This is a genomic window from Bacillus zhangzhouensis (assembly GCF_000715205.1).
Lineage (GTDB): Bacteria > Bacillota > Bacilli > Bacillales > Bacillaceae > Bacillus > Bacillus zhangzhouensis.
The window spans coordinates 1-20,063 of the sequence record NZ_JOTP01000017.1 but is presented as its reverse complement, the minus strand read 5'-3'; the positions used below and the strand labels follow the sequence as shown (position 1 = coordinate 20,063).

Annotated in this window: 29 protein-coding genes; 26 read left to right on the top strand and 3 right to left on the bottom strand. The window is 42.0% G+C overall.

The genetic code is table 11. The features are described 5' to 3' along the window. Nucleotides 1-14 precede the first annotated feature (14 nt). The 22 genes from rpsE (at nucleotide 15) to BA70_RS13405 (ending at nucleotide 14,570) form a co-directional block, all read left to right on the top strand. Nucleotides 15-515, top strand: a complete 501-nt coding sequence (rpsE, locus tag BA70_RS13510) for a 30S ribosomal protein S5 (RefSeq protein ID WP_007496332.1) — start codon at nucleotides 15-17, stop codon at nucleotides 513-515. A 13-nt stretch (nucleotides 516-528) separates the two neighbouring features. Then, nucleotides 529-711 (top strand): 50S ribosomal protein L30, encoded by a 183-nt coding sequence (gene rpmD / locus BA70_RS13505; protein ID WP_003217067.1) that lies wholly within the window; start codon nucleotides 529-531, stop codon nucleotides 709-711. A gap of 31 nt (nucleotides 712-742) precedes the next feature. Next, on the top strand, nucleotides 743-1,183 hold the full coding sequence (rplO, locus tag BA70_RS13500; RefSeq protein WP_034323201.1) for a 50S ribosomal protein L15: 441 nt from the start codon (nucleotides 743-745) through the stop codon (nucleotides 1,181-1,183). 1 nt (nucleotide 1,184) lies between these two features. Next, a complete protein-coding gene (gene secY / locus BA70_RS13495; RefSeq protein WP_034323198.1) occupies nucleotides 1,185-2,477 on the top strand; it encodes a preprotein translocase subunit SecY in 1,293 nt (430 codons plus the stop codon). A 55-nt stretch (nucleotides 2,478-2,532) separates the two neighbouring features. Next, nucleotides 2,533-3,186, top strand: a complete 654-nt coding sequence (locus BA70_RS13490; protein WP_034323195.1) for an adenylate kinase — start codon at nucleotides 2,533-2,535, stop codon at nucleotides 3,184-3,186. Continuing rightward, nucleotides 3,183-3,929 (top strand): type I methionyl aminopeptidase, encoded by a 747-nt coding sequence (map, locus tag BA70_RS13485; protein ID WP_007496338.1) that lies wholly within the window; start codon nucleotides 3,183-3,185, stop codon nucleotides 3,927-3,929. Before BA70_RS13490 ends, map begins: the two co-directional genes overlap by 4 nt. 311 nt (nucleotides 3,930-4,240) lie before the next feature. Beyond that, nucleotides 4,241-4,459, top strand: a complete 219-nt coding sequence (gene infA / locus BA70_RS13480; protein WP_003217190.1) for a translation initiation factor IF-1 — start codon at nucleotides 4,241-4,243, stop codon at nucleotides 4,457-4,459. A 31-nt stretch (nucleotides 4,460-4,490) separates the two neighbouring features. Then, nucleotides 4,491-4,604 carry a 50S ribosomal protein L36 gene (rpmJ, locus tag BA70_RS13475; RefSeq protein WP_003156543.1) on the top strand — a complete coding sequence of 38 codons (114 nt, stop codon included), beginning with the start codon at nucleotides 4,491-4,493 and terminating at the stop codon, nucleotides 4,602-4,604. Nucleotides 4,605-4,625: 21 nt separating this feature from the next. Then, nucleotides 4,626-4,991, top strand: a complete 366-nt coding sequence (rpsM, locus tag BA70_RS13470; protein WP_034323193.1) for a 30S ribosomal protein S13 — start codon at nucleotides 4,626-4,628, stop codon at nucleotides 4,989-4,991. 20 nt (nucleotides 4,992-5,011) lie between these two features. Further along, nucleotides 5,012-5,407, top strand: coding sequence for a 30S ribosomal protein S11 (rpsK, locus tag BA70_RS13465; RefSeq protein WP_008356548.1), 396 nt, complete (start codon nucleotides 5,012-5,014; stop codon nucleotides 5,405-5,407). A gap of 175 nt (nucleotides 5,408-5,582) precedes the next feature. Continuing rightward, nucleotides 5,583-6,527, top strand: a complete 945-nt coding sequence (locus BA70_RS13460; protein ID WP_034323191.1) for a DNA-directed RNA polymerase subunit alpha — start codon at nucleotides 5,583-5,585, stop codon at nucleotides 6,525-6,527. A gap of 75 nt (nucleotides 6,528-6,602) precedes the next feature. Beyond that, nucleotides 6,603-6,965, top strand: coding sequence for a 50S ribosomal protein L17 (rplQ, locus tag BA70_RS13455; RefSeq protein ID WP_003216944.1), 363 nt, complete (start codon nucleotides 6,603-6,605; stop codon nucleotides 6,963-6,965). A 124-nt stretch (nucleotides 6,966-7,089) separates the two neighbouring features. Next, nucleotides 7,090-7,932, top strand: a complete 843-nt coding sequence (locus tag BA70_RS13450) for an energy-coupling factor ABC transporter ATP-binding protein (protein ID WP_034323190.1) — start codon at nucleotides 7,090-7,092, stop codon at nucleotides 7,930-7,932. Beyond that, nucleotides 7,908-8,777, top strand: a complete 870-nt coding sequence (locus tag BA70_RS13445) for an energy-coupling factor ABC transporter ATP-binding protein (protein WP_034323187.1) — start codon at nucleotides 7,908-7,910, stop codon at nucleotides 8,775-8,777. Before BA70_RS13450 ends, BA70_RS13445 begins: the two co-directional genes overlap by 25 nt. Next, the gene (locus tag BA70_RS13440) at nucleotides 8,774-9,571 is read left to right on the top strand and encodes an energy-coupling factor transporter transmembrane component T family protein (protein ID WP_034323185.1); all 798 of its coding nucleotides are present in this window, start codon (nucleotides 8,774-8,776) and stop codon (nucleotides 9,569-9,571) included. The genes BA70_RS13445 and BA70_RS13440 overlap by 4 nt, the downstream gene beginning before the upstream one ends. A gap of 11 nt (nucleotides 9,572-9,582) precedes the next feature. After that, on the top strand, nucleotides 9,583-10,326 hold the full coding sequence (truA, locus tag BA70_RS13435) for a tRNA pseudouridine(38-40) synthase TruA (protein ID WP_034323183.1): 744 nt from the start codon (nucleotides 9,583-9,585) through the stop codon (nucleotides 10,324-10,326). Between the two features lie 166 nt (nucleotides 10,327-10,492). After that, on the top strand, nucleotides 10,493-10,930 hold the full coding sequence (gene rplM, locus BA70_RS13430) for a 50S ribosomal protein L13 (RefSeq protein ID WP_003217042.1): 438 nt from the start codon (nucleotides 10,493-10,495) through the stop codon (nucleotides 10,928-10,930). A gap of 20 nt (nucleotides 10,931-10,950) precedes the next feature. After that, nucleotides 10,951-11,343 (top strand): 30S ribosomal protein S9, encoded by a 393-nt coding sequence (gene rpsI, locus BA70_RS13425; RefSeq protein WP_034283876.1) that lies wholly within the window; start codon nucleotides 10,951-10,953, stop codon nucleotides 11,341-11,343. A gap of 176 nt (nucleotides 11,344-11,519) precedes the next feature. Then, nucleotides 11,520-12,068, top strand: coding sequence for a GNAT family N-acetyltransferase (locus tag BA70_RS13420; protein ID WP_034323180.1), 549 nt, complete (start codon nucleotides 11,520-11,522; stop codon nucleotides 12,066-12,068). Between the two features lie 73 nt (nucleotides 12,069-12,141). Beyond that, complete coding sequence (locus tag BA70_RS13415; protein ID WP_034323177.1) at nucleotides 12,142-12,888, top strand: amidohydrolase family protein; 747 nt, start codon at nucleotides 12,142-12,144, stop codon at nucleotides 12,886-12,888. A 20-nt stretch (nucleotides 12,889-12,908) separates the two neighbouring features. Continuing rightward, nucleotides 12,909-13,379: a GNAT family N-acetyltransferase gene (locus BA70_RS13410; RefSeq protein WP_034323176.1), complete on the top strand. Its 471-nt coding sequence runs from the start codon at nucleotides 12,909-12,911 to the stop codon at nucleotides 13,377-13,379. 111 nt (nucleotides 13,380-13,490) lie between these two features. Then, complete coding sequence (locus BA70_RS13405) at nucleotides 13,491-14,570, top strand: serine hydrolase (RefSeq protein ID WP_239646671.1); 1,080 nt, start codon at nucleotides 13,491-13,493, stop codon at nucleotides 14,568-14,570. Between the two features lie 37 nt (nucleotides 14,571-14,607). Here BA70_RS13405 and BA70_RS13400 read toward each other — a convergent pair whose 3' ends face one another. Then, nucleotides 14,608-15,177 (bottom strand): DUF4825 domain-containing protein, encoded by a 570-nt coding sequence (locus BA70_RS13400; RefSeq protein WP_034323173.1) that lies wholly within the window; start codon nucleotides 15,175-15,177, stop codon nucleotides 14,608-14,610. A gap of 154 nt (nucleotides 15,178-15,331) precedes the next feature. On the opposite strand from BA70_RS13400, the gene BA70_RS13395 reads away from it, so the two are divergent. The 3 genes from BA70_RS13395 (at nucleotide 15,332) to BA70_RS13385 (ending at nucleotide 17,709) form a co-directional block, all read left to right on the top strand. Continuing rightward, complete coding sequence (locus BA70_RS13395) at nucleotides 15,332-15,775, top strand: YbaK family protein (RefSeq protein ID WP_034323170.1); 444 nt, start codon at nucleotides 15,332-15,334, stop codon at nucleotides 15,773-15,775. 58 nt (nucleotides 15,776-15,833) lie between these two features. Continuing rightward, on the top strand, nucleotides 15,834-16,547 hold the full coding sequence (cwlD, locus tag BA70_RS13390) for an N-acetylmuramoyl-L-alanine amidase CwlD (RefSeq protein ID WP_024425615.1): 714 nt from the start codon (nucleotides 15,834-15,836) through the stop codon (nucleotides 16,545-16,547). A 103-nt stretch (nucleotides 16,548-16,650) separates the two neighbouring features. Continuing rightward, nucleotides 16,651-17,709 (top strand): Mrp/NBP35 family ATP-binding protein, encoded by a 1,059-nt coding sequence (locus tag BA70_RS13385; protein WP_034323167.1) that lies wholly within the window; start codon nucleotides 16,651-16,653, stop codon nucleotides 17,707-17,709. 39 nt (nucleotides 17,710-17,748) lie between these two features. Here BA70_RS13385 and gerD read toward each other — a convergent pair whose 3' ends face one another. Further along, nucleotides 17,749-18,333: a spore germination lipoprotein GerD gene (gerD, locus tag BA70_RS13380; RefSeq protein ID WP_034323165.1), complete on the bottom strand. Its 585-nt coding sequence runs from the start codon at nucleotides 18,331-18,333 to the stop codon at nucleotides 17,749-17,751. A gap of 90 nt (nucleotides 18,334-18,423) precedes the next feature. Between gerD and BA70_RS13375 the strand changes: the two genes are divergently transcribed. Next, entirely contained in the window at nucleotides 18,424-19,026 is a 603-nt protein-coding gene (locus BA70_RS13375; protein ID WP_034323162.1) for a KinB-signaling pathway activation protein, read from the top strand. Here the strand turns inward: BA70_RS13375 and pdaB are convergent. Continuing rightward, the gene (gene pdaB, locus BA70_RS13370) at nucleotides 19,019-19,783 is read right to left on the bottom strand and encodes a polysaccharide deacetylase family sporulation protein PdaB (RefSeq protein ID WP_034323159.1); all 765 of its coding nucleotides are present in this window, start codon (nucleotides 19,781-19,783) and stop codon (nucleotides 19,019-19,021) included. The genes BA70_RS13375 and pdaB overlap by 8 nt on opposite strands. Nucleotides 19,784-20,063 lie beyond the last annotated feature (280 nt).

The following is a 20,063-nucleotide window of genomic DNA, read 5'->3' as shown; positions in this document are numbered from 1 at the left end:
AGGGACACATCCGAATGAGTCGTATTGACCCAAGCAAATTAGAGTTAGAAGAACGCTTAGTTACGGTTAACCGCGTAGCGAAAGTTGTTAAAGGTGGACGTCGTTTCCGTTTTGCAGCTTTAGTTGTTGTCGGTGACAAAAACGGTCATGTTGGTTTCGGTACTGGTAAAGCACAAGAAGTACCAGAAGCAATCCGCAAAGCTGTTGAAGATGCGAAAAAGAATTTAATTGAAGTACCAATGGTTGGAACTACAATTCCACATGAAATCATCGGTCGATTCGGTGCAGGAAACGTTCTATTGAAGCCTGCTTCAGAAGGTACAGGAGTTATCGCTGGAGGCCCAGTGCGTGCGGTACTTGAGCTTGCTGGTCTAGCTGATATCCTTTCTAAATCTCTAGGTTCTAATACACCGATCAACATGATCCGCGCAACACTTCAAGGTTTAAGTGAACTTAAACGTGCTGAAGATGTAGCGAAGCTTCGTGGAAAATCTGTAGAAGACCTGTTAGGATAAGGAGGGAACAATAATGGCAAATAAATTAGAAATTACCCTCAAACGCAGTGTAATCGGTCGCCCTGAAGATCAGCGTGTCACTGTTCGTACTCTTGGTTTAAAGAAAACAAACCAAACAGTCGTACATGAAGACAATGCAGCGATCCGCGGCATGATTAACAAGGTGTCTCATTTAGTTTCTGTTAAAGAACAATAAAACAATTTTTAATCGATAAGGAGGTGCCCAAATGAAACTTCATGAATTGAAGCCTTCAGAAGGTTCACGTAAAGTACGCAACCGTGTTGGTCGTGGTATTGGATCAGGTAACGGTAAAACTTCTGGTAAAGGTCATAAAGGTCAAAACGCTCGTTCTGGCGGCGGTGTACGCCCTGGATTCGAAGGTGGACAAATGCCTTTATTCCAACGCCTTCCAAAACGTGGTTTTACAAACATCAACCGTAAAGATTACGCGGTAATCAACTTAGACAGATTAAACAGTTTTGACGAAGGAACGGAAGTCACTCCTGAACTTCTTCTAGAGACTGGTGCATTAAGCAAGTTAAAAGCAGGAGTAAAAATTCTTGGCAACGGTAAATTAGAAAAAAAATTAACTGTAAAAGCCAATAAATTCTCTGCTTCTGCGAAAGAAGCGATTGAAGCTGCTGGCGGTACAGCCGAGGTGATCTAACTTGTTTAAGACAATCTCCAATTTTATGCGCGTGAAAGATATACGGAATAAGATTATATTCACACTTTTAATGTTAGTCGTCTTTCGTATAGGTGCTTTCATCCCTGTGCCTAATGTGAACGCTGAAGTTCTCCAGGCACAGGATCAAATGAGTGTTTTCGGGATCCTCAATACATTTGGGGGCGGGGCACTTTTCCAATTCTCCATTCTTGCAATGGGGATTATGCCGTATATCACTGCTTCGATTATCATCCAGCTCTTGCAGATGGATGTTGTGCCGAAGTTTACTGAGTGGTCAAAGCAAGGAGAGGTTGGCCGCCGAAAATTAGCACAATTCACAAGGTATTTTACAATTGTTCTAGGATTTATCCAGGCGTTAGGAATGTCATATGGATTCAACAATATGGCAGGAGGCATGCTGATTGAAAACCCTGGGGTGTCAACGTATCTCTTAATTGCGGTCGTACTCACTGCGGGAACAGCATTTTTAATGTGGCTGGGTGAGCAAATTACTGCTCACGGTGTTGGTAACGGTATATCGATTATTATCTTTTCCGGTATCATCGCAGGTATCCCTCAAACATTAAAACAAGTGTACGCTCAGCAGTTTGTAGGTGGAGATGGACAGCTGTTCATGCAAATCCTTAAAATTGCCCTTATTGTTATTGCTATCCTTATCATTGTTATAGGTGTTATTTACATTCAAATGGCAGTGAGAAAGATTGCAATTCAATATTCAAAAGGAACTGGCCGTGCACAAATGTCTGCTAGTCAAGCAACGCATCTACCATTGAAAGTGAATCCAGCAGGGGTGATTCCAGTCATCTTTGCCGTTTCGTTCATTATTACTCCGCAGACGGTCGCATCCTTCTTCGGAACGAATAATGTCACAACTTGGATAACCAACAACTTTGACTATACTAAGCCAATCGGTATGACGATTTATGTAGCACTGATTGTTGCTTTCACATATTTTTATGCCTTTGTCCAAGTAAATCCTGAACAAATGGCTGAAAATCTGCAAAAGCAGGGTGGCTATATCCCGGGAGTTCGTCCAGGGAAAATGACTCAAGATAGAATTACGAGTATTTTGTACCGACTCACGTTTGTGGGCGCCATTTTCTTAGCCGTGATTTCAATACTTCCTATCTTTTTCATTCAATTCGCTGGATTACCTTCCGCTGCACAAATTGGCGGCACAAGTCTTCTCATTGTTGTAGGTGTTGCACTTGAAACAATGAAACAACTTGAAAGCCAATTAGTGAAACGAAACTACCGTGGATTTATGAAATAAAACAGAGGGCTGGGCTCCTGCCCAACCTCTCTAAGTAAGGAAGGGGAAATCCGAAATGAACTTAGTCTTAATGGGGCTTCCGGGTGCTGGTAAAGGCACTCAGGCAGAACGAATTGTTGATGATTATGGGATCCCTCATATCTCAACAGGAGATATGTTCCGCGCTGCTATGAAAGAGGAGACACAACTTGGGCTCGAAGCAAAATCCTTTATCGATAAAGGAGAGCTTGTTCCTGATGAGGTCACAATCGGTATTGTTAGAGAAAGACTTGGCAAGAATGATTGTGAACAAGGTTTTCTTCTGGACGGATTTCCGCGAACAGTCGCTCAGGCTGAAGCTTTAGAAGAAATTCTAAAGGACCTTGGCAGAACGATTGATTATGTCATTAATATTAAAGTCGATAAAGATGCTTTGATGGAGCGTCTGACTGGCCGAAGAATTTGCAAAAATTGCGGAGCGACATATCATTTAGTATTCAATCCACCTGCGAAAGAAAATGTTTGCGACAAATGTGGAGGCGAGCTTTATCAACGTGCAGATGATAATGCAGAAACCGTTTCGACTAGACTTGAAGTAAACTTAAAGCAGACTGAACCTTTACTGAACTTCTATTCAGAAAAAGGATATCTTGTAAACATTGATGGAGCAAAGCACATTAACGATGTATACGCAGATATCAAGGGCCTGCTTGGGGGATTAAATAAATGATTATCTGTAAAACTCCTCGCGAGCTTGAGATTATGAGAGAAGCTGGACGCATTGTCGCACTGACTCATGAAGAGCTGAAGAAACACATAAAACCAGGTATTTCGACAAAAGAATTGGATCAAATTGCCGAACGTTTTATTACAAAGCAGGGTGCAATCCCATCTTTTAAAGGGTATAATGGTTTTCGCGGGAGCATTTGCGTTTCGGTGAATGAAGAACTCGTTCACGGTATTCCTGGTAAACGGGTTTTACGTGATGGAGACATCATTAGTATCGATATCGGCGCAAAGTTAAATGGCTATCATGGTGACTCTGCTTGGACTTATCCAGTTGGGGTAATCAGTGATGAAGACCGCAAACTACTGGAAGTCACAGAGGAATCTCTATATAAAGGCTTACAGGAAGCAAAGCCAGGCGAACGTCTGTCGAACATTTCCCATGCCATACAAACGTATGTTGAAGGTGAGAATTTCTCAGTTGTTAGAGAATATGTTGGACATGGGGTCGGACAGGATCTTCATGAGGACCCTCAAATTCCTCATTATGGTCCGCCAAACAAAGGCCCACGGTTAAAACCTGGAATGGTGTTGGCCATCGAACCGATGGTGAACGCAGGCAGCCGATATGTGAAAACATTGGCTGATAACTGGACGGTTGTAACGGTTGATGGGAAAAAGTGTGCTCACTTTGAGCATACGATTGCGATTACAGATACAGGTTTTGATATACTGACTAAGATTTAGGTCTTCACCGAAGCCTTTCAGGCCCAAATCGGGCAGGTTGTCTGTATAGTCCAAGGAAAGAACAAGATCAGTATACAGTTGTCATCGACATGTTCGATGGCTGCCATGTACTAATCGCAGACGGAGAAAAAGCGTAAATTTCATTCTCCTAAGAAAAATATCAATCATTTAACCTTTTATGATTGCGTATCTCCGGAAGTTCAGAACAGTATATTCAAAACAGGTCGGGTGATAGATGGACAATTGAGATGATCTCATTTGAACATTTGTCAGAGAGCAAATTACTGATTTGAAGAAGGGAGAACACTTGAATGGCGAAAGACGATGTAATTGAAGTGGAAGGTACTGTAGCAGAAACTTTGCCAAATGCAATGTTCAAAGTTGAACTAGAGAATGGTCATACAGTTTTGGCTCATGTATCAGGAAAAATCCGTATGCACTTCATTCGCATTTTACCTGGAGACAAAGTTACGGTAGAATTATCTCCATATGACTTAACTCGTGGTAGAATTACGTACCGTTACAAATAAAGCAACTCCGGAAGAAGGAGGTTGGAAACACATGAAAGTGAGACCATCTGTTAAACCTATCTGTGAAAAATGTAAAGTGATTCGCAGAAAAGGAAAAGTAATGGTGATCTGTGAAAACCCAAAACATAAACAAAAACAAGGCTAATAACAAGGAGGTGCCCAAATCATGGCTCGTATTGCTGGTGTAGATATTCCACGTGATAAGCGTGTTGTCATTTCTTTAACATATGTTTTTGGAATTGGTCGTACGACGGCTCAACAAGTCCTTAAAGAAGCAGGTGTTTCTGAAGACACTCGCGTTCGCGATCTAACTGAAGACGAACTTGGTAAAATCCGTGATAACATTGACAAACTTAAAGTAGAAGGTGACCTTCGTCGTGAAGTTTCACTTAACATTAAGCGTCTAATTGAAATCGGAAGCTACCGCGGAATCCGTCATCGCAGAGGACTTCCTGTTCGTGGACAAAACACAAAAAACAATGCGCGTACTCGTAAAGGTCCGCGTCGTACTGTAGCTAACAAGAAAAAATAAGTAAAGGAGGTAGTTAAAGAATGGCTGCTGCTCGTAAATCAAATACGCGTAAACGTCGCGTGAAAAAGAATATTGAAGCTGGAATCGCTCATATCCGTTCCACTTTCAACAACACGATTGTAACGATTACTGATGTTCATGGTAACGCAATTTCTTGGTCAAGTGCTGGTGCATTAGGATTCAGAGGTTCTCGTAAATCTACTCCTTTCGCTGCACAAATGGCTGCTGAAACTGCTGCTAAAGGTTCTATCGAACATGGTCTTAAAACACTTGAAGTAACTGTTAAAGGTCCTGGTTCTGGTCGTGAAGCTGCAATTCGTGCGCTTCAAGCTGCAGGTCTTGAAGTTACTGCAATCAGAGACGTAACTCCAGTTCCTCATAACGGATGCCGTCCACCAAAACGTCGCCGCGTGTAATTTGTTTGTATAGATTTTGTGTCCCTGTCAATAATGGGTTATGATACAGTGATTTATGAGACGAATACACGACTCGTTGCCTGAGCACATACGGGACTAAACAATGAGGAATTTCGGATGGAATCTCATATGATTCTATTCGAGGTTTCGACGTTTTGAAGGAGGGTTTTATTAGATGATCGAAATTGAAAAACCAAAAATCGAAACGGTTGAAATCAGCGACGATGCCAAGTATGGCAAGTTTGTCGTAGAGCCACTTGAGCGTGGATATGGTACCACTTTAGGGAACTCCCTTCGTCGTATCCTTTTATCCTCACTTCCTGGTGCAGCTGTAACATCGATCCAGATAGATGGTGTCTTACACGAATTCTCAACGATCGAAGGCGTGGTTGAAGATGTTACAACGATTATCTTAAACATTAAAAAGCTTGCACTCAAAATCTACTCTGAAGAAGAGAAGACGCTTGAAATTGATGTACAAGATGAAGGTACTGTAACAGCTGCTGATATTACACACGACAGCGATATTGAAATCTTAAATCCAGATCTTCACATCGCAACTCTTGGTAAGAATGCGAGCTTCCGTGTTCGCTTAACTGCACAAAGAGGTCGCGGGTATAGTCCTGCTGATACAAACAAAAGAGACGATCAGCCTATCGGTGTGATTCCGATCGACTCAATCTATACACCTGTATCTCGTGTGACTTATCAAGTGGAGAACACCCGTGTTGGGCAAATCACAAACTATGATAAACTAACACTAGATGTATGGACTGATGGAAGCACAGGACCGAAAGAAGCGATCGCTCTAGGTTCTAAGATTTTAACTGAACACCTTAATATTTTCGTTGGGTTAACTGACGAAGCTCAGCATGCAGAAATCATGGTTGAAAAAGAAGAAGACCAAAAAGAAAAAGTGCTTGAAATGACAATTGAAGAGCTTGATCTTTCTGTTCGTTCTTACAACTGTTTGAAGCGTGCGGGTATTAACACTGTTCAAGAGCTTGCTAACAAGACAGAAGAGGATATGATGAAAGTTCGTAACCTTGGACGTAAATCTCTTGAAGAAGTGAAAGCGAAACTAGAAGAACTTGGACTGGGTCTTCGTAAAGACGATTGACTAGTTTCATTGTGAACTAGGATTTTCGTGTGTTTTTTATTCATACAGCATCTCTAATTAAGGAGGGGACATCACATGGCATACAGAAAGCTAGGACGCACTAGTGCACAACGTAAAGCAATGCTTCGTGACCTAACGACTGATTTGATCATCAACGAACGCATCGAAACAACTGAAACACGTGCGAAAGAACTTCGCTCTGTAGTTGAAAAAATGATCACTCTTGGCAAACGCGGAGATCTTCATGCTCGCCGTCAAGCTGCAGCTTACATTCGAAACGAAGTAGCTAACGCTGAAACAAACCAAGATGCACTTCAAAAATTATTCGCTGACGTTGCAACTCGCTACGAAGATCGCCAAGGTGGATACACTCGTATCATGAAGCTTGGACCTCGTCGCGGCGATGGCGCACCAATGGCTGTCATTGAATTAGTTTAATCACATATCGTGTATCTAAGAAAGGGCGGGACAGTTCATAACTGGATCTATGCCCTTTTTTAGATACTACGGCTTTTTAGGAATAAGCAAAGAAGAGGTTGAGCTGAGAGGAGGTCCGGTAGAGATGGGGAAGACATTAATTGACGTAAAGGACATTGTATTTCGTTATCACAAAGATGCGGACAAGCCCGCTTTAGATCAAGTGTCATTGCATGTGAATCAAAACGAATGGCTCGCCATTGTTGGTCATAACGGTTCAGGTAAATCCACACTTGCCCGTGTGCTGAATGGGCTCATTTTACCGGATGCTGGAACGGTCAAAGTTGGTGAGATTGAGCTGAAAGAAGAGAGTGTCTGGGATATTCGTAAAAAGGTCGGAATGGTCTTTCAAAACCCAGATAACCAATTCGTTGGCTCGACGGTTCGTGATGATGTGGCTTTTGGTTTAGAAAATAACGGGGTTGAGCGGGAATTGATGATAGAACGTGTAGATTGGGCTGTTAAACAGGTCAATATGCAGGAGTTTCTTGATCAAGAGCCGCACCATCTATCAGGCGGGCAAAAGCAGAGAGTAGCCATTGCAGGTGTGCTTGCCGCAAGCCCTGACATCATGATCTTGGATGAAGCAACATCAATGCTTGATCCGATTGGCCGGGAAGAAGTCTTAGAGACCGTCAGACTGCTGAAGGAACAAGGAACGGTTACGGTCATTTCCATCACACATGATTTAGACGAGGCTGCAAAGGCAGATCGCGTCATTGTGCTGAATGGTGGAAAGAAATTTGCCGAGGGAACACCAGAAGAAGTATTTGAACTAGATGAACAGCTGGTTCAGATTGGACTTGATCTGCCATTTTCCTACCGGTTGAGCAAGCAATTGAAGCAGCAAGGTGTGCCACTTGCAAATGCCCATTTGACACAAGAAGGATTGGTGAAAGAGCTATGGACATTACGATCAAAGAATTAGAGCATCGTTATCAAATGAAAACGCCGTTTGAGCGTCTCGCTTTGTATGATGTCAATGCTTCCATCAAAGAGGGCAGCTATGTCGCTGTCATTGGTCATACGGGCTCTGGCAAGTCCACATTACTGCAGCACTTAAATGGATTGCTCAAACCAACAAAAGGGAGCATTACGCTTGGAGATGCAGTCTTACAAGCCAACAAAAAGCAGAAGGATTTGAAATCCCTCCGGAAAAAAGTAGGTATCGTGTTCCAGTTTCCTGAGCATCAGCTCTTTGAGGAGACCATCCTTAAGGATATCTGCTTTGGTCCGATGAATTTCGGTGTTCCTCAGGAGAAGGCAGAAACGAAGGCGAAAGAGATGCTGAAGCTGGTCGGCCTTTCTGAATCCTTATTATCTCGATCACCCTTTGAATTAAGCGGTGGTCAAATGAGACGTGTGGCGATTGCAGGTGTTCTAGCGATGGAGCCAGAAGTGCTTGTACTTGATGAGCCGACTGCAGGGTTAGATCCACGCGGACGGAAAGAAATCATGGACATGTTTTATGAACTCCATCAAAAAGCTAATCTCACCACGATCCTGGTTACACACAGTATGGAGGATGCAGCCCATTATGCGGATCAAATGATTGTAATGCATAAAGGGACAGTGAAGGCGACAGGTACGCCGAGAGAATTGTTTGCCAATCGTACAGACATGTCTTCTTTTGGTCTCGACCTCCCAGAAACAATTAAATTCCAGCAGGCTGTAGAAGAAAAGCTGGGCATCTCGTTTCCAAGGCCGCTTCTAACTATGGATGAAATGGCAGAAGCCTTAACAGCTCTTTATCAGGAGGACACGACATCATGATGGATAGTATGATTATCGGCAAATATGTGCCAGGTTCATCCTTTGTCCATCGTCTTGATCCAAGGACAAAGCTGTTATCAATTTTCTTTTTCGTTTTTATTGTCTTTTTTGCTAATAACTACATTACTTATGGGCTTTTAGGTGTATTTACGATCCTTGTGGTGATGGTTTCACAGGTGCCTCTTTACTTTATTCTCAAGGGAATGAAGCCGATCCTATGGATTGTCCTGTTTACCTTTATTCTTCATATTTTCATGACAAAGGATGGCGCCTTGCTATTTCACTTTGGTTTTCTGAATATTTATGAAGAGGGGTTAAAGCAGGGGATCTTCATTTCACTGCGTTTTGTGTATCTTATTATGATGACGACACTTCTTACGTTAACCACAACGCCAATAGAAGTGACGGACGGTATGGAGAAGCTGCTGCATCCGTTCCGTAAAATCAAACTACCTGTTCATGAGCTTGCCCTCATGATGTCAATCTCTCTTCGATTTATTCCAACTTTACTAGAAGAGACAGACAAAATCATGAAAGCACAAATGGCAAGAGGTGTTGATTTTACAAGCGGGCCTCTAAAGGATCGTTTGAAAGCGATCGTTCCTTTGCTTGTGCCGCTTTTCGTCAGTGCGTTTAAGCGTGCGGAGGAACTGGCCACCGCCATGGAAGCGAGAGGCTACCGCGGGGGAGAAGGGCGGACAAAATACCGACAGCTTGTCTGGGGCATGAAAGACACGTTTACGCTGCTTATATTCATCTTATTAACGGCACTTCTTGTACTTTTGAGAAATTAGGTGATTCCTAGATGAAGGTGAAATGTACCGTATCATACGATGGGACACAATTTAAGGGCTACCAGGTGCAGCCTGGGCAGCGAACCGTTCAGACGGAGATTGAGTCAGCTCTTGCAAGAATGCATAAACAGGATGAACTGATTCCGATTGTGGCTTCTGGCCGTACAGATAGCGGTGTCCATGCAAAGGGACAGGTCATCCATTTTGACACCCCGCTTGCGATCCCGGTGGAGAGATGGCCTTTTGCCCTCAACAGCTTGCTGCCGGATGACATCCGTGTTCTAAAGGCTGAGGAAGTGGATGAGTCGTTTCATGCACGGTTTCATGTCGTTTCGAAGGAGTACCGTTATAAGGTCTCAACGGAAACGCATCAAAATGTGTTCACGAGACAATATGCCTGCCACTATCCTTACCAGCTGGATGTCGAAAAAATGAAAGAAGCTGCTGCTCACCTTATTGGCACACATGATTTCACGAGCTTTTGTGCGGCCAATACGGAGGTTCAGGACAAGGTGAGGGATATTTACACCCTTGAGTGGGAAAACGTCTCAGACGGGCTTGAAATGCGTGTGAGAGGAAATGGCTTTTTATACAACATGGTGCGAATTATCGCTGGAACGTTACTTGAAATCGGATCTGGTAAATTTCACCCTGAGGAGATAAAAGCCATGCTTGCCGCCCGAAATCGCGAAGCGGCAGGCAAGACTGCGCCTAGTCACGGACTGTATTTATGGGAAGTTTTCTATGACAACTAAACCAGGTGTAACATGTTCTTGACACAGGAAGCAGAAAGTTATAAGATATCATATGGTATGTATTTCAACCCCACAAATAAGCCCCGGAAGACTTATCTTGTGTTTTGAAATAGAACGTAGCATTTGATTCAAGGAAAAATCATTGATTTATTTAGGAGGGAAACTCATGCGTACAACACCAATGGCGAACGCAAGCACAATTGAGCGCAAATGGCTAGTTGTTGATGCGGCAGGCAAGACTCTAGGTCGTCTTTCTACTGAAGTAGCATCACTTTTGCGCGGTAAGCACAAACCAACTTATACACCACACGTTGATACAGGTGATCACGTTATCATCATCAACGCTGAGAAAATTGAATTAACAGGTAAGAAATTGACGGACAAAATTTACTACCGTCACACGATGCACCCAGGTGGTTTGAAACAAAGAACTGCTCTTGAGATGCGTACAAACTACCCTGAAAAAATGTTGGAGCTTGCTATCAAAGGTATGCTTCCAAAGGGTCCACTAGGTCGTCAAATGTTCAAAAAATTAAATGTGTACCGTGGTTCTGAGCATCCACATCAAGCACAACAACCTGAAGTTTACGAACTTCGCGGTTAATTATAAGGGAGGTTAACAATTTGGCACAGGTTCAATATTACGGTACAGGTCGTCGTAAAAGTTCTGTAGCGCGCGTTCGCTTAGTTCCAGGTGAAGGCCGTATCGTCGTTAATAATCGTGAAATTACTGAATACATTCCATTCGCTGCTTTAATCGAAGACGTGAAACAGCCTTTGAACATCACAGAAACAGCTAACAGCTACGATGTTCTTGTAAATGTTCACGGTGGTGGATTCTCTGGTCAAGCTGGAGCAATTCGTCACGGTATCTCTCGTGCTCTTCTAGAAGTAGATCCTGAGTACCGTACACCGCTTAAACGCGCTGGACTTCTTACTCGTGACCCTCGTATGAAAGAGCGTAAAAAATACGGTCTTAAAGGCGCACGTAGAGCTCCTCAGTTCTCAAAACGTTAATCAATTTTATATTGTATGGACGTTTTACAAAGGTTTGTTACAGACAAACCATATAAAAAAAGCATCAGCATTCTGCTGGTGCTTTTTTATTTGTGTTTTTTTCTGTTTAGAAACATATAAAATAGGATCATAGCAAGGTTTCTGTTTAAAAAACGAAGTCTATGGAGGGGTGTCATATGAATCTAACAACAGAAAGGTGTATCGTTCGATCATTTGCTGAGGATGATTGGCGGGATGTCTATGCATATACATCTGATCCGGCGGTAATGAAGTATATTCCGGAAGGTGTTTTTTCTAAAGAAAATGCGCAGGAATTTGTTAAAAATAATAGTCTTAAAACAGCCAAGAATTTTGCTGTTCTATTAAAAGAAGACCAGATATGCATCGGGCATATCGTGTTCCATCCATACTTTGATGATCACACATATGAAATTGGGTGGGTCTTTAATCCTTCCTATCAAAACAAAGGCTATGCATCTGAAGCAGCTTATGCTGTACTACATCATGGTTTTAACACACTAAATTTACATAGGATCATCGCCACTTGTCAGCCTGAAAATATCCCTTCGTGGAGAGTGATGGAAAAATTGGGGATGAGAAGAGAGGGTTATTTTAAAAAGTGTATACCCCAAGGAAATGAGTGGTGGGATGAGTTTTACTATGCCATCTTACAAGAGGAATGGCATAGTAAAGAAGGATTGATAAGTTTTCATAATATGAAGTGATTCATCATCCTAAATATTCTCTGGCTTTTTTAATTGATATAATCAGGTCAATAAGCGGAAGAGGGGCATGAGCATGAGGATCTTTGATGCACATTTTCATATCATTGATTTTGATTTTCCCATCCAAGAAAACCAAGGGTACACACCGCCGAGTTATGTGGTGAATGATTATAGGAGAGAGACGGCTGATTTGGGGATTTTAGGTGGAGCAATCGTCTCAGGGTCATTTCAAGGCTTTGACCAAGGCTATTTGTTGAAGGCACTAGATGAAATGGGGCCGTCTTTTTGTGGCGTGACTCAATTGCCTTTTACGGCAACTGATGAGGAAATTGTCCATTTGAATGAACATGGGGTAAAGGCTTTACGTTTTAATGTGAAGCGGGGAGGTTCGGAGGATATTTCGAAGCTCGATTATTTTGCGAGAAGGGTGTATGAGCTTGCGGGATGGCATAGTGAGATTTACATAGACGCTAAGCATCTCCCTGACATTTCATCTACGCTTGAAAAGCTGCCGGCCGTTTCGATTGATCATTTAGGCTTATCGGAAGAAGGCTTGCCGCATTTGCTCAAGCTGGTTGATAAAGGAGTTCGGGTAAAAGCAACTGGTTTTGGACGAGTCGATTTAAACGTTGAACATGCATTGACATCAATTTATCAAACGAATCCTGATGCACTGATGTTTGGTACAGACCTTCCATCCACAAGAGCAAAGCGCCCATTTGAATACGGTGATGTTGAGTTGATTCAACAGCTATTTGAGGAAAAAGCAGCTGATCACATCTTATATAAGAACGCACATCAATGGTATTTTGGTCAATAATTTCATAGGAGGTGTGTTCAATGGGGTTCAGTCAACTGACGTTCAGAGAAGCCAAGCTGGATGATCTCGATAAAATCGTCTTCATGCTCGCGGATGATATGTTAGGTCAAAAAAGAGAGCGTTACACGCAACCATTGTTAGAAAGCTATATCGAAGTCTTTCATTCAATAGATGCTGATCCAAATATTGAACTCATTGTTGCGTGTGATCAGGAAGAAGCTGTCGGTGTTCTCCAATTAACCATGACGCCATTTCTTACACATCAAGGAGGATGGAGAGCTTCAATAGAAGGAGTTCGTACGGCCTCGACTCATAGAGGAAAAGGAATTGGCACGATGTTGATAAAAAGGGCTATTCAACACGCAAGCGACCGAGGCTGTCATATGGTTCAGCTAACAACAGACAAACAGAGGCCGGATGCACGCCGTTTTTATGAAAAATTAGGGTTTGAAGCCACACATGAAGGAATGAAGCTGCATCTCTCCCCATGAATAAGAACACCAAGAAGCGAGGGGTTCACTTGCCTTTGCTTTTTTGTGACTTTATTTGAAATATTTGTTATATTAAATATAGAAATCCTTAGTTATTTGGAAAGGAGAAACATGTTACTCAAAATCGGGCTAGTTGTCTTAGGTGTGGTCATACTTTACTTGGTGGTTGATGTCCTGTTGTATAAAAGAGATATGAAGAAAACGAAGGAAGATCTTTTGACATTTGTCACAAAAAACAAAAAGGACGTATCAGTGACAATCATTGAAAATGAAGATGTGGTATTAGATTGGAATGGTAATCAAAAAACACCACTTGCAAGTACGGTGAAATTAATGGTTTTGTTTCATTTTGTTAAAACCGTCTCTAGCGGTGACATCAAGCTAGATGAAAAAGTGGCATTGGCGGACATAGAGCGGTTTTATATTGATAGAACAGATGGCGGTGCTCACACATACTGGCTGGAGGTCAACGATTTTTCTGAGCATGCAACTTTATTAGATGTTGCCAAAGGGATGATGCAAGTCAGTTCGAATGCTTGTACTGATTATTTGATTGACCGGCTCGGCTTAGATAAGATCAATGATCGGATGAAACAAGCGGGTCTTACAGAACATGATGAACTGATGCCAATCACCCCAAAGCTTTTGTGGTCATCCTATGTATCTGATCATCGGCGGGATGCATTCAAGCAAATGAGCGGTATAACTGATGAGCAATACAAATCTCTGATGATTGAGATTTTTAATATCATGAAAAATGACCCAGAGCAAAAAAAGGCGTTAGAAGAAAAAATGATGAAAAAGAACTTATTAAGCTTGCGTATTCAATCATTACTGACGCAAAAGATAACAAAGTCTACAACCAATGAATATGCACATTTTATGAAACGTCTGCAGGATGAGCTGTTAACAAAAGAAGAAAAGAGTCTTTTTAGCCAAATTGTGCTGGGAGAAACATTGAAGACGGAAAAAGATCAATATATTTGGTATAAAGGCGGTTCAACATTGTTTGTTTTCACAGCTGCTTTATATCGAAAAACGGATACATCATCGATATCCATTTCTCTTTTTATCAATGATCCGAAAGCAAACAATTCTCACTGGATTGGGGGAGCATTCAATGAATTTATGCTTACTGCAGCAGTGGATCAAAGTTTTCGACAACGATTGATTCAAGCTTTCACTACATAATCATCAAAAAAACAGAGGGAGACACCCCTCTGTTTTATTATTTCTGCATGGGAAACGCGTTGTATACATCTTGGCGTTTTTCTTTTGACTCCACAACTCCATCAACCAGTTCCTTTTGCCAAAGTGCTGTATCGTCTTTGTACTCTTTAAAAGAGTGAGGGAACATTTTTTCTAGCTGCTGTCTTTTGAACGTGACAGACGGCTCGTCGTTTGAGTTCATCTTGAGTGTCACTTGCTGTACATTATCGATAAGAATAAAAAGTGCTAATGCATTATATAAGTAGTTTTTCTCAATGGTATCCTTTTCATTAAACCAAAATGCATCAAATTGTTCTTCTGTATAAGTGGTATTTTCCTTCACGCCATATGTCACTTTTAGCGCTTTTTCATCTACGATTTCATACTCACGAATCACGTTACCTGGAAGATCTGATAAAATAGCGCCGATTGCTCCGTTGTCTCCAATATAAGAATTTTTGTGCTTAGAAAGTTGCTTTAAGGACATGTCTTCTATTCCTTTAATGTCGCTCTCTTTTTCAGTAGCTTGACTGCTGCATGCAGATAGGACGACTGTAAGTAGCAGCAGGATATACATCCATTTCTTCATTTATTATGCCCCTTTACCATTCTTTCTATATTCAAATGTCCATTTTATCACAATTTTCCATTCCGATAGACCACTGACTTTTCCATTTCCATTTACTGAACTGCATGTTTTGTTCAAAGCAACGAACAATACAAAGAAAAAAGGAGTTCAGTCCATGGCAGAAGTGCTTTCATTTTATCAATTGAAAACAAAACGAGATGTCACGCTTGAAAAGAAGCTCTTGCGTACATTGTCTCTTCAAAAAGTGACGGTCGCTTCGGAGAAATTCACGAAGAAGCTCTTTCCGTTTGCAGATGATCCAGCCGGTATGATGAGTGATGGCTGTATCGATTTCGCAATTGAAGCTTTTTTAGCCGGCGGGAGATACGGTGAGTCGAGTAAGTACGGTGAATCGTTCGATGATATCAAAAAGCGGTCATCCCAAGAGGAGGATGAGCTGATTGAAGAGCTGGCAGGGTGTTTGCAATCGTGGGGGAATATGTTCCGGATGGAGCGTGAGACGTCATGTCTGTATCCATTTGCAAAGGATTTTTTAAACATGTGGTGGCAGGAAGGCTTTCGTGAATCAGAAAAAAGACATAAGCTTCGGCTGCACTAAGCATATTTCGAGCCCTTGTCCCATATCTATAAAATAATGGCGTATGGGAGGGACAGGGATGAAAAGAAAGCTGAAGTGGACAGGGTTTTTAATTGGGTTTATTGTCCTCTTATTCTTATTCAGATTTCAATTTCTAAATGATGATTCATGGAAATCATGGAATTTGCCTCTAAGTGGGAAGATCATCTATTTAGATCCGGGTCACGGTGGTCCAGATGGCGGGGCTGTAGGTGGAGAGCTGCTTGAAAAAGAGATTGCACTGGATGTGTCCATGAAGATACGAGACTATTTGCAGGAGCAGGGAGCGCTTGTTCTCATGACCCGAGAGGATGATTCCGATCTATCATCAAAGAATACAAAGGGATATGCCCGTAAAAAAGCGGAGGACTTGAGAAACCGCGTGAAAGTCATCAATGAGTCTGAAGCGGATCTCTATTTAAGCATCCATTTAAATGCGATTCCATCGAACAAATGGAGCGGGGCGCAAACGTTTTTTTACGGAAAGTATGAAGAGAATGAAAAGGCAGCGAAGTTCATTCAGGATGAATTACGCAGGAACTTGGAAAACACAGATCGGAAGGCGAAGCGGATCAATGGCATTTATTTAATGCAAAATGTGACGAAGCCAGGAGCCCTTGTGGAAATCGGATTTCTCTCCAACCCGAAAGAGGCCGGTCAGCTGGCAACACCGAAGTATCAGGATCAAATTGCTGCCTCCATTTATAAAGGCATTCTGAGATACTTAACAGAGCAAAAAGAGCCGCCTGAATAAGCGGCTTTTTCCTTTTGATCGCAGGCAAACAGGACAGACATTGTAAGGATATGTATGATATACTTGGATTGTAAACGAATTCAATAAAGGGTGAGGTTCTGCTATGATCGGACAAGATGATGTGAGAAAACTAGTTGGGAAGATGGACGAACCTTTCCTTCATATACCGCTTGGAGAGCTGGATGCCATTAAGGAAATCAGCCTAAAACCTGAAAAAGAGCATGTGAGCTTAAAGGTGGCCATTGCCAAAACAGGCACTGCTGAGCAGATGAAGCTACAGCAAGACATCGTACAAGCCTTAAAAGCAGAAGGCGCTAAAACAGTAGGGCTTCGTTTTGAAGAACTGCCTCAGGAAACGCTAGAAAAGTTTATGCTATCACAAGATGAGGAAGAAAACCTGCTTAACTCTAAAAATCCGCCTGAGTTCTTAGCGATTGCGAGTGGAAAGGGTGGCGTTGGGAAATCAACGGTTTCCGTTAACCTTGCTGTGGCACTTGCTCGTCTAGGGAAAAAAGTCGGACTGATTGATGCTGATATTTACGGCTTTAGTGTACCGGATATGATGGGGATCACCGTCAGACCAACGGTTAAAGGGGAAAAAATTATACCTGTGGAACGCTTTGGCGTCAAAGTGATTTCAATGGGCTTTTTTGTTGAAGAAAATGCACCGGTCATTTGGAGAGGACCGATGCTTGGTAAAATGTTAAATAACTTCTTCCACGAAGTCGAGTGGGGAGAATTAGATTACTTACTATTAGACCTCCCACCTGGAACGGGAGATGTGGCGCTTGATATTCATACAATGCTTCCTAGCTGTAAAGAAATCATTGTCACAACACCGCATCCAACGGCTGCCTTCGTTGCTGCTAGAGCAGGTGCAATGGCACTGCAAACAGATCACGAGGTGCTTGGGGTCGTTGAGAATATGAGCTATTACGAAAGCAAAAAAACAGGTGAAAAAGAATACGTCTTTGGAAAAGGCGGCGGTGACAAGTTGGCTGAAGAGCTGCGTGTATCGGTCCTTGGCCAAATTCCTTTAAGACAGCCTGATTGGAATGAGGATGATTTTGCGCCGTCTGTCTATGAAGCGAGTCATCCGACAGGAGAAGTGTACCAACACATCGCCAATAAAGTGATTGAACAATTAGCAGTAAAAGCATAATGAAAACCCGAGTGGACCCTTATGCCACTCGGGTGATGTTTAACTGCTGCTTCCTTGGTCTTGTGAACCGGAATCACTGCTGCTCTCAGTTGCTGCCTTTTTCAGCTCATCTTCGAATTTCTTCTTATAAAGAGGGCTGCTTAATGTTTCTGTAATGACTTTTTCTAAGTGTTTTCTAAACTCTTTGCTTTTAACCAGTTCACCGTATTTCTTTTCCATCTCAGGATCCTTGAGAATATCCATCATCAGCTGTTGATAGTCAGGGTCCTTCATTAACTGTTTTAACATCTTTTCATGCTGTTGCTGCATGGATTTTGCGAAAGTCTCGGCAAATTTAGAATCCTCAAAGACCTTCTTCCAGAACTCTTTGCCTTTATCAGAAGTTAGTGTTTTCTCTATCGTTTTTTTCACAGTTTGTTCATCCATTACCAAAGCTTCATTCATTGCCTCGTCATTTAATAACTGTTGAATGGCCTTTTTACCGTCATCTGTCTTCAAAATATCGACGACCATTTTCTTTGTTTCGTCATAGTCCATATTAGATGAGGATTGGGTTTTGGGAGCACAAGCTGTTAGAGATAAAAGAAGAAAACAGCTCATTATACGCAAGATGCCTTTTGACATACTGTGGCTCCTTTCGTTACATGTCTTACTTTTAATATGAATGTTTCACGTGAATTTATACATAACAAAAATAGGGGTTGGGTCAATTCAATGAAAAGTCGGGATTTAGTTCGTTTTTTCTTCTCTGTGCTAGCTGTTGGAGCGGTCATGACAAGCGTGGTAGGCTTTGCGCTGGAGTGGGGGAAATATCAGAAGCTTTTTATATCGTTTGAAATTCTAGAGATCGCATCTGTGTTATTTTGGTTCATTGGTGTGGGGATGATCTTTAGTGTGATTAGCCAGATGGGATTTGTCGTCTTCTTAACTGTGCACCGGTTTGCACTTGAAATTTTCCGGTCACATTCTTTATGGAATACGATTCAGCTGTTTCTTGTGATTTTTGTACTGTTTGACTTAGCTTATTTGCGATTTTTGTTTTTCGGGGAGAATGAATCATTTCTTCCATACTTATGGCTGCCTGTCTTTATCGGTATGTTTGCATTGATCGTGGCTTATTTTAAACAGAAGCAGTCCTCTAAGAAAACATTTATCTCCGCAATGTTTCTCATGGTCGTCATCACGTCGTTAGAGTGGTTCCCGGCGCTCAGAGTCAATGAAGAGGACTGGCTGTATTTAATGCTTTTCCCGCTATTAGGCTGTAATGCGTTTCAGCTGTTAGCTATGCCGCACTTTTCAAAGGCGAAAGCTACTTAACTTCGGTTGATTTTGTTTTTGTATTAGAGATAAGCTCCCCAACCGTGACATTTTTTAAGTTCTTTTCTTTTAAGTGTTTCAAAATAGCTGGTAAGGCTTGAGCGGTTTGGGTTGCTGAATCCGAGGCGTGAAGGAGAATGATGTCTCCGCTTTTCATTCGATCATTTACGTTTTGAACAATCTGGTCGACGCCCGGGTTCAGCCAGTCCTGTGAGTTGATGCTGTAATGTACAACGGTATAGCCGTACTGTGTTGCAATTTTCAGTACTGTTTCGTTAAATTGTCCAGTTGGCGGTCTTAATAGTTGAATATCATCTAGTCCCAGCTTTTGAAAGGTATTTTGTGCCCTGACAAGATCTCGCTTGATTTCGCTTTCTTCAAGCTGGCTATAATTTTTATAAGCATAGCCAAGGCTGCCGATTTGATGCCCGTCCTCTCTAATACGCTTCACAATATCAGGATGACGCTCAGCCCAGGAAGCGGACAGAAAGAAAGTGGCGTTCTTTATACCGTACTCTCGAAGGACATTCAAAATAGGAACGGCCTTCTCATCTCCCCAGCCAATATTAAAAGTAAGAGAGGTATGTTTTGATGAAGTCTCTCCTTTATAAATCGCCCGGGGGCCATGTTCTGTTTTAAATACCGACAGCGGCGGTGCCTTTTGTACATAAAAAAAGGTTGCAGCTGCAAGGGCTGCTACAAGAATAATGACAACTTGCTTCAGCCGTTTAATAGGCAACACATATAATCGACTCAATTCAAACACTCCTGCCTTGTCCAAGATTGTTACTTGATTGTATGCAGGACAAGGATTTGACATGCACAATAAAACTATTTCAAAAAAAGTTTTGAAAAGGCGTTGACCAACAGAATGTTTTCGTGATATATTATTAATCGTCGCTGACACACAGTGACAAACATAAAACGCTTCGGGAAATAAACTTGAAAAAAGTTGTTGACATAAGATGAAGCGAAATGTTATATTATTAAAGCCGCTAAGAACGGCGAAGATGATCTTTGAAAACTAAACAAGACAA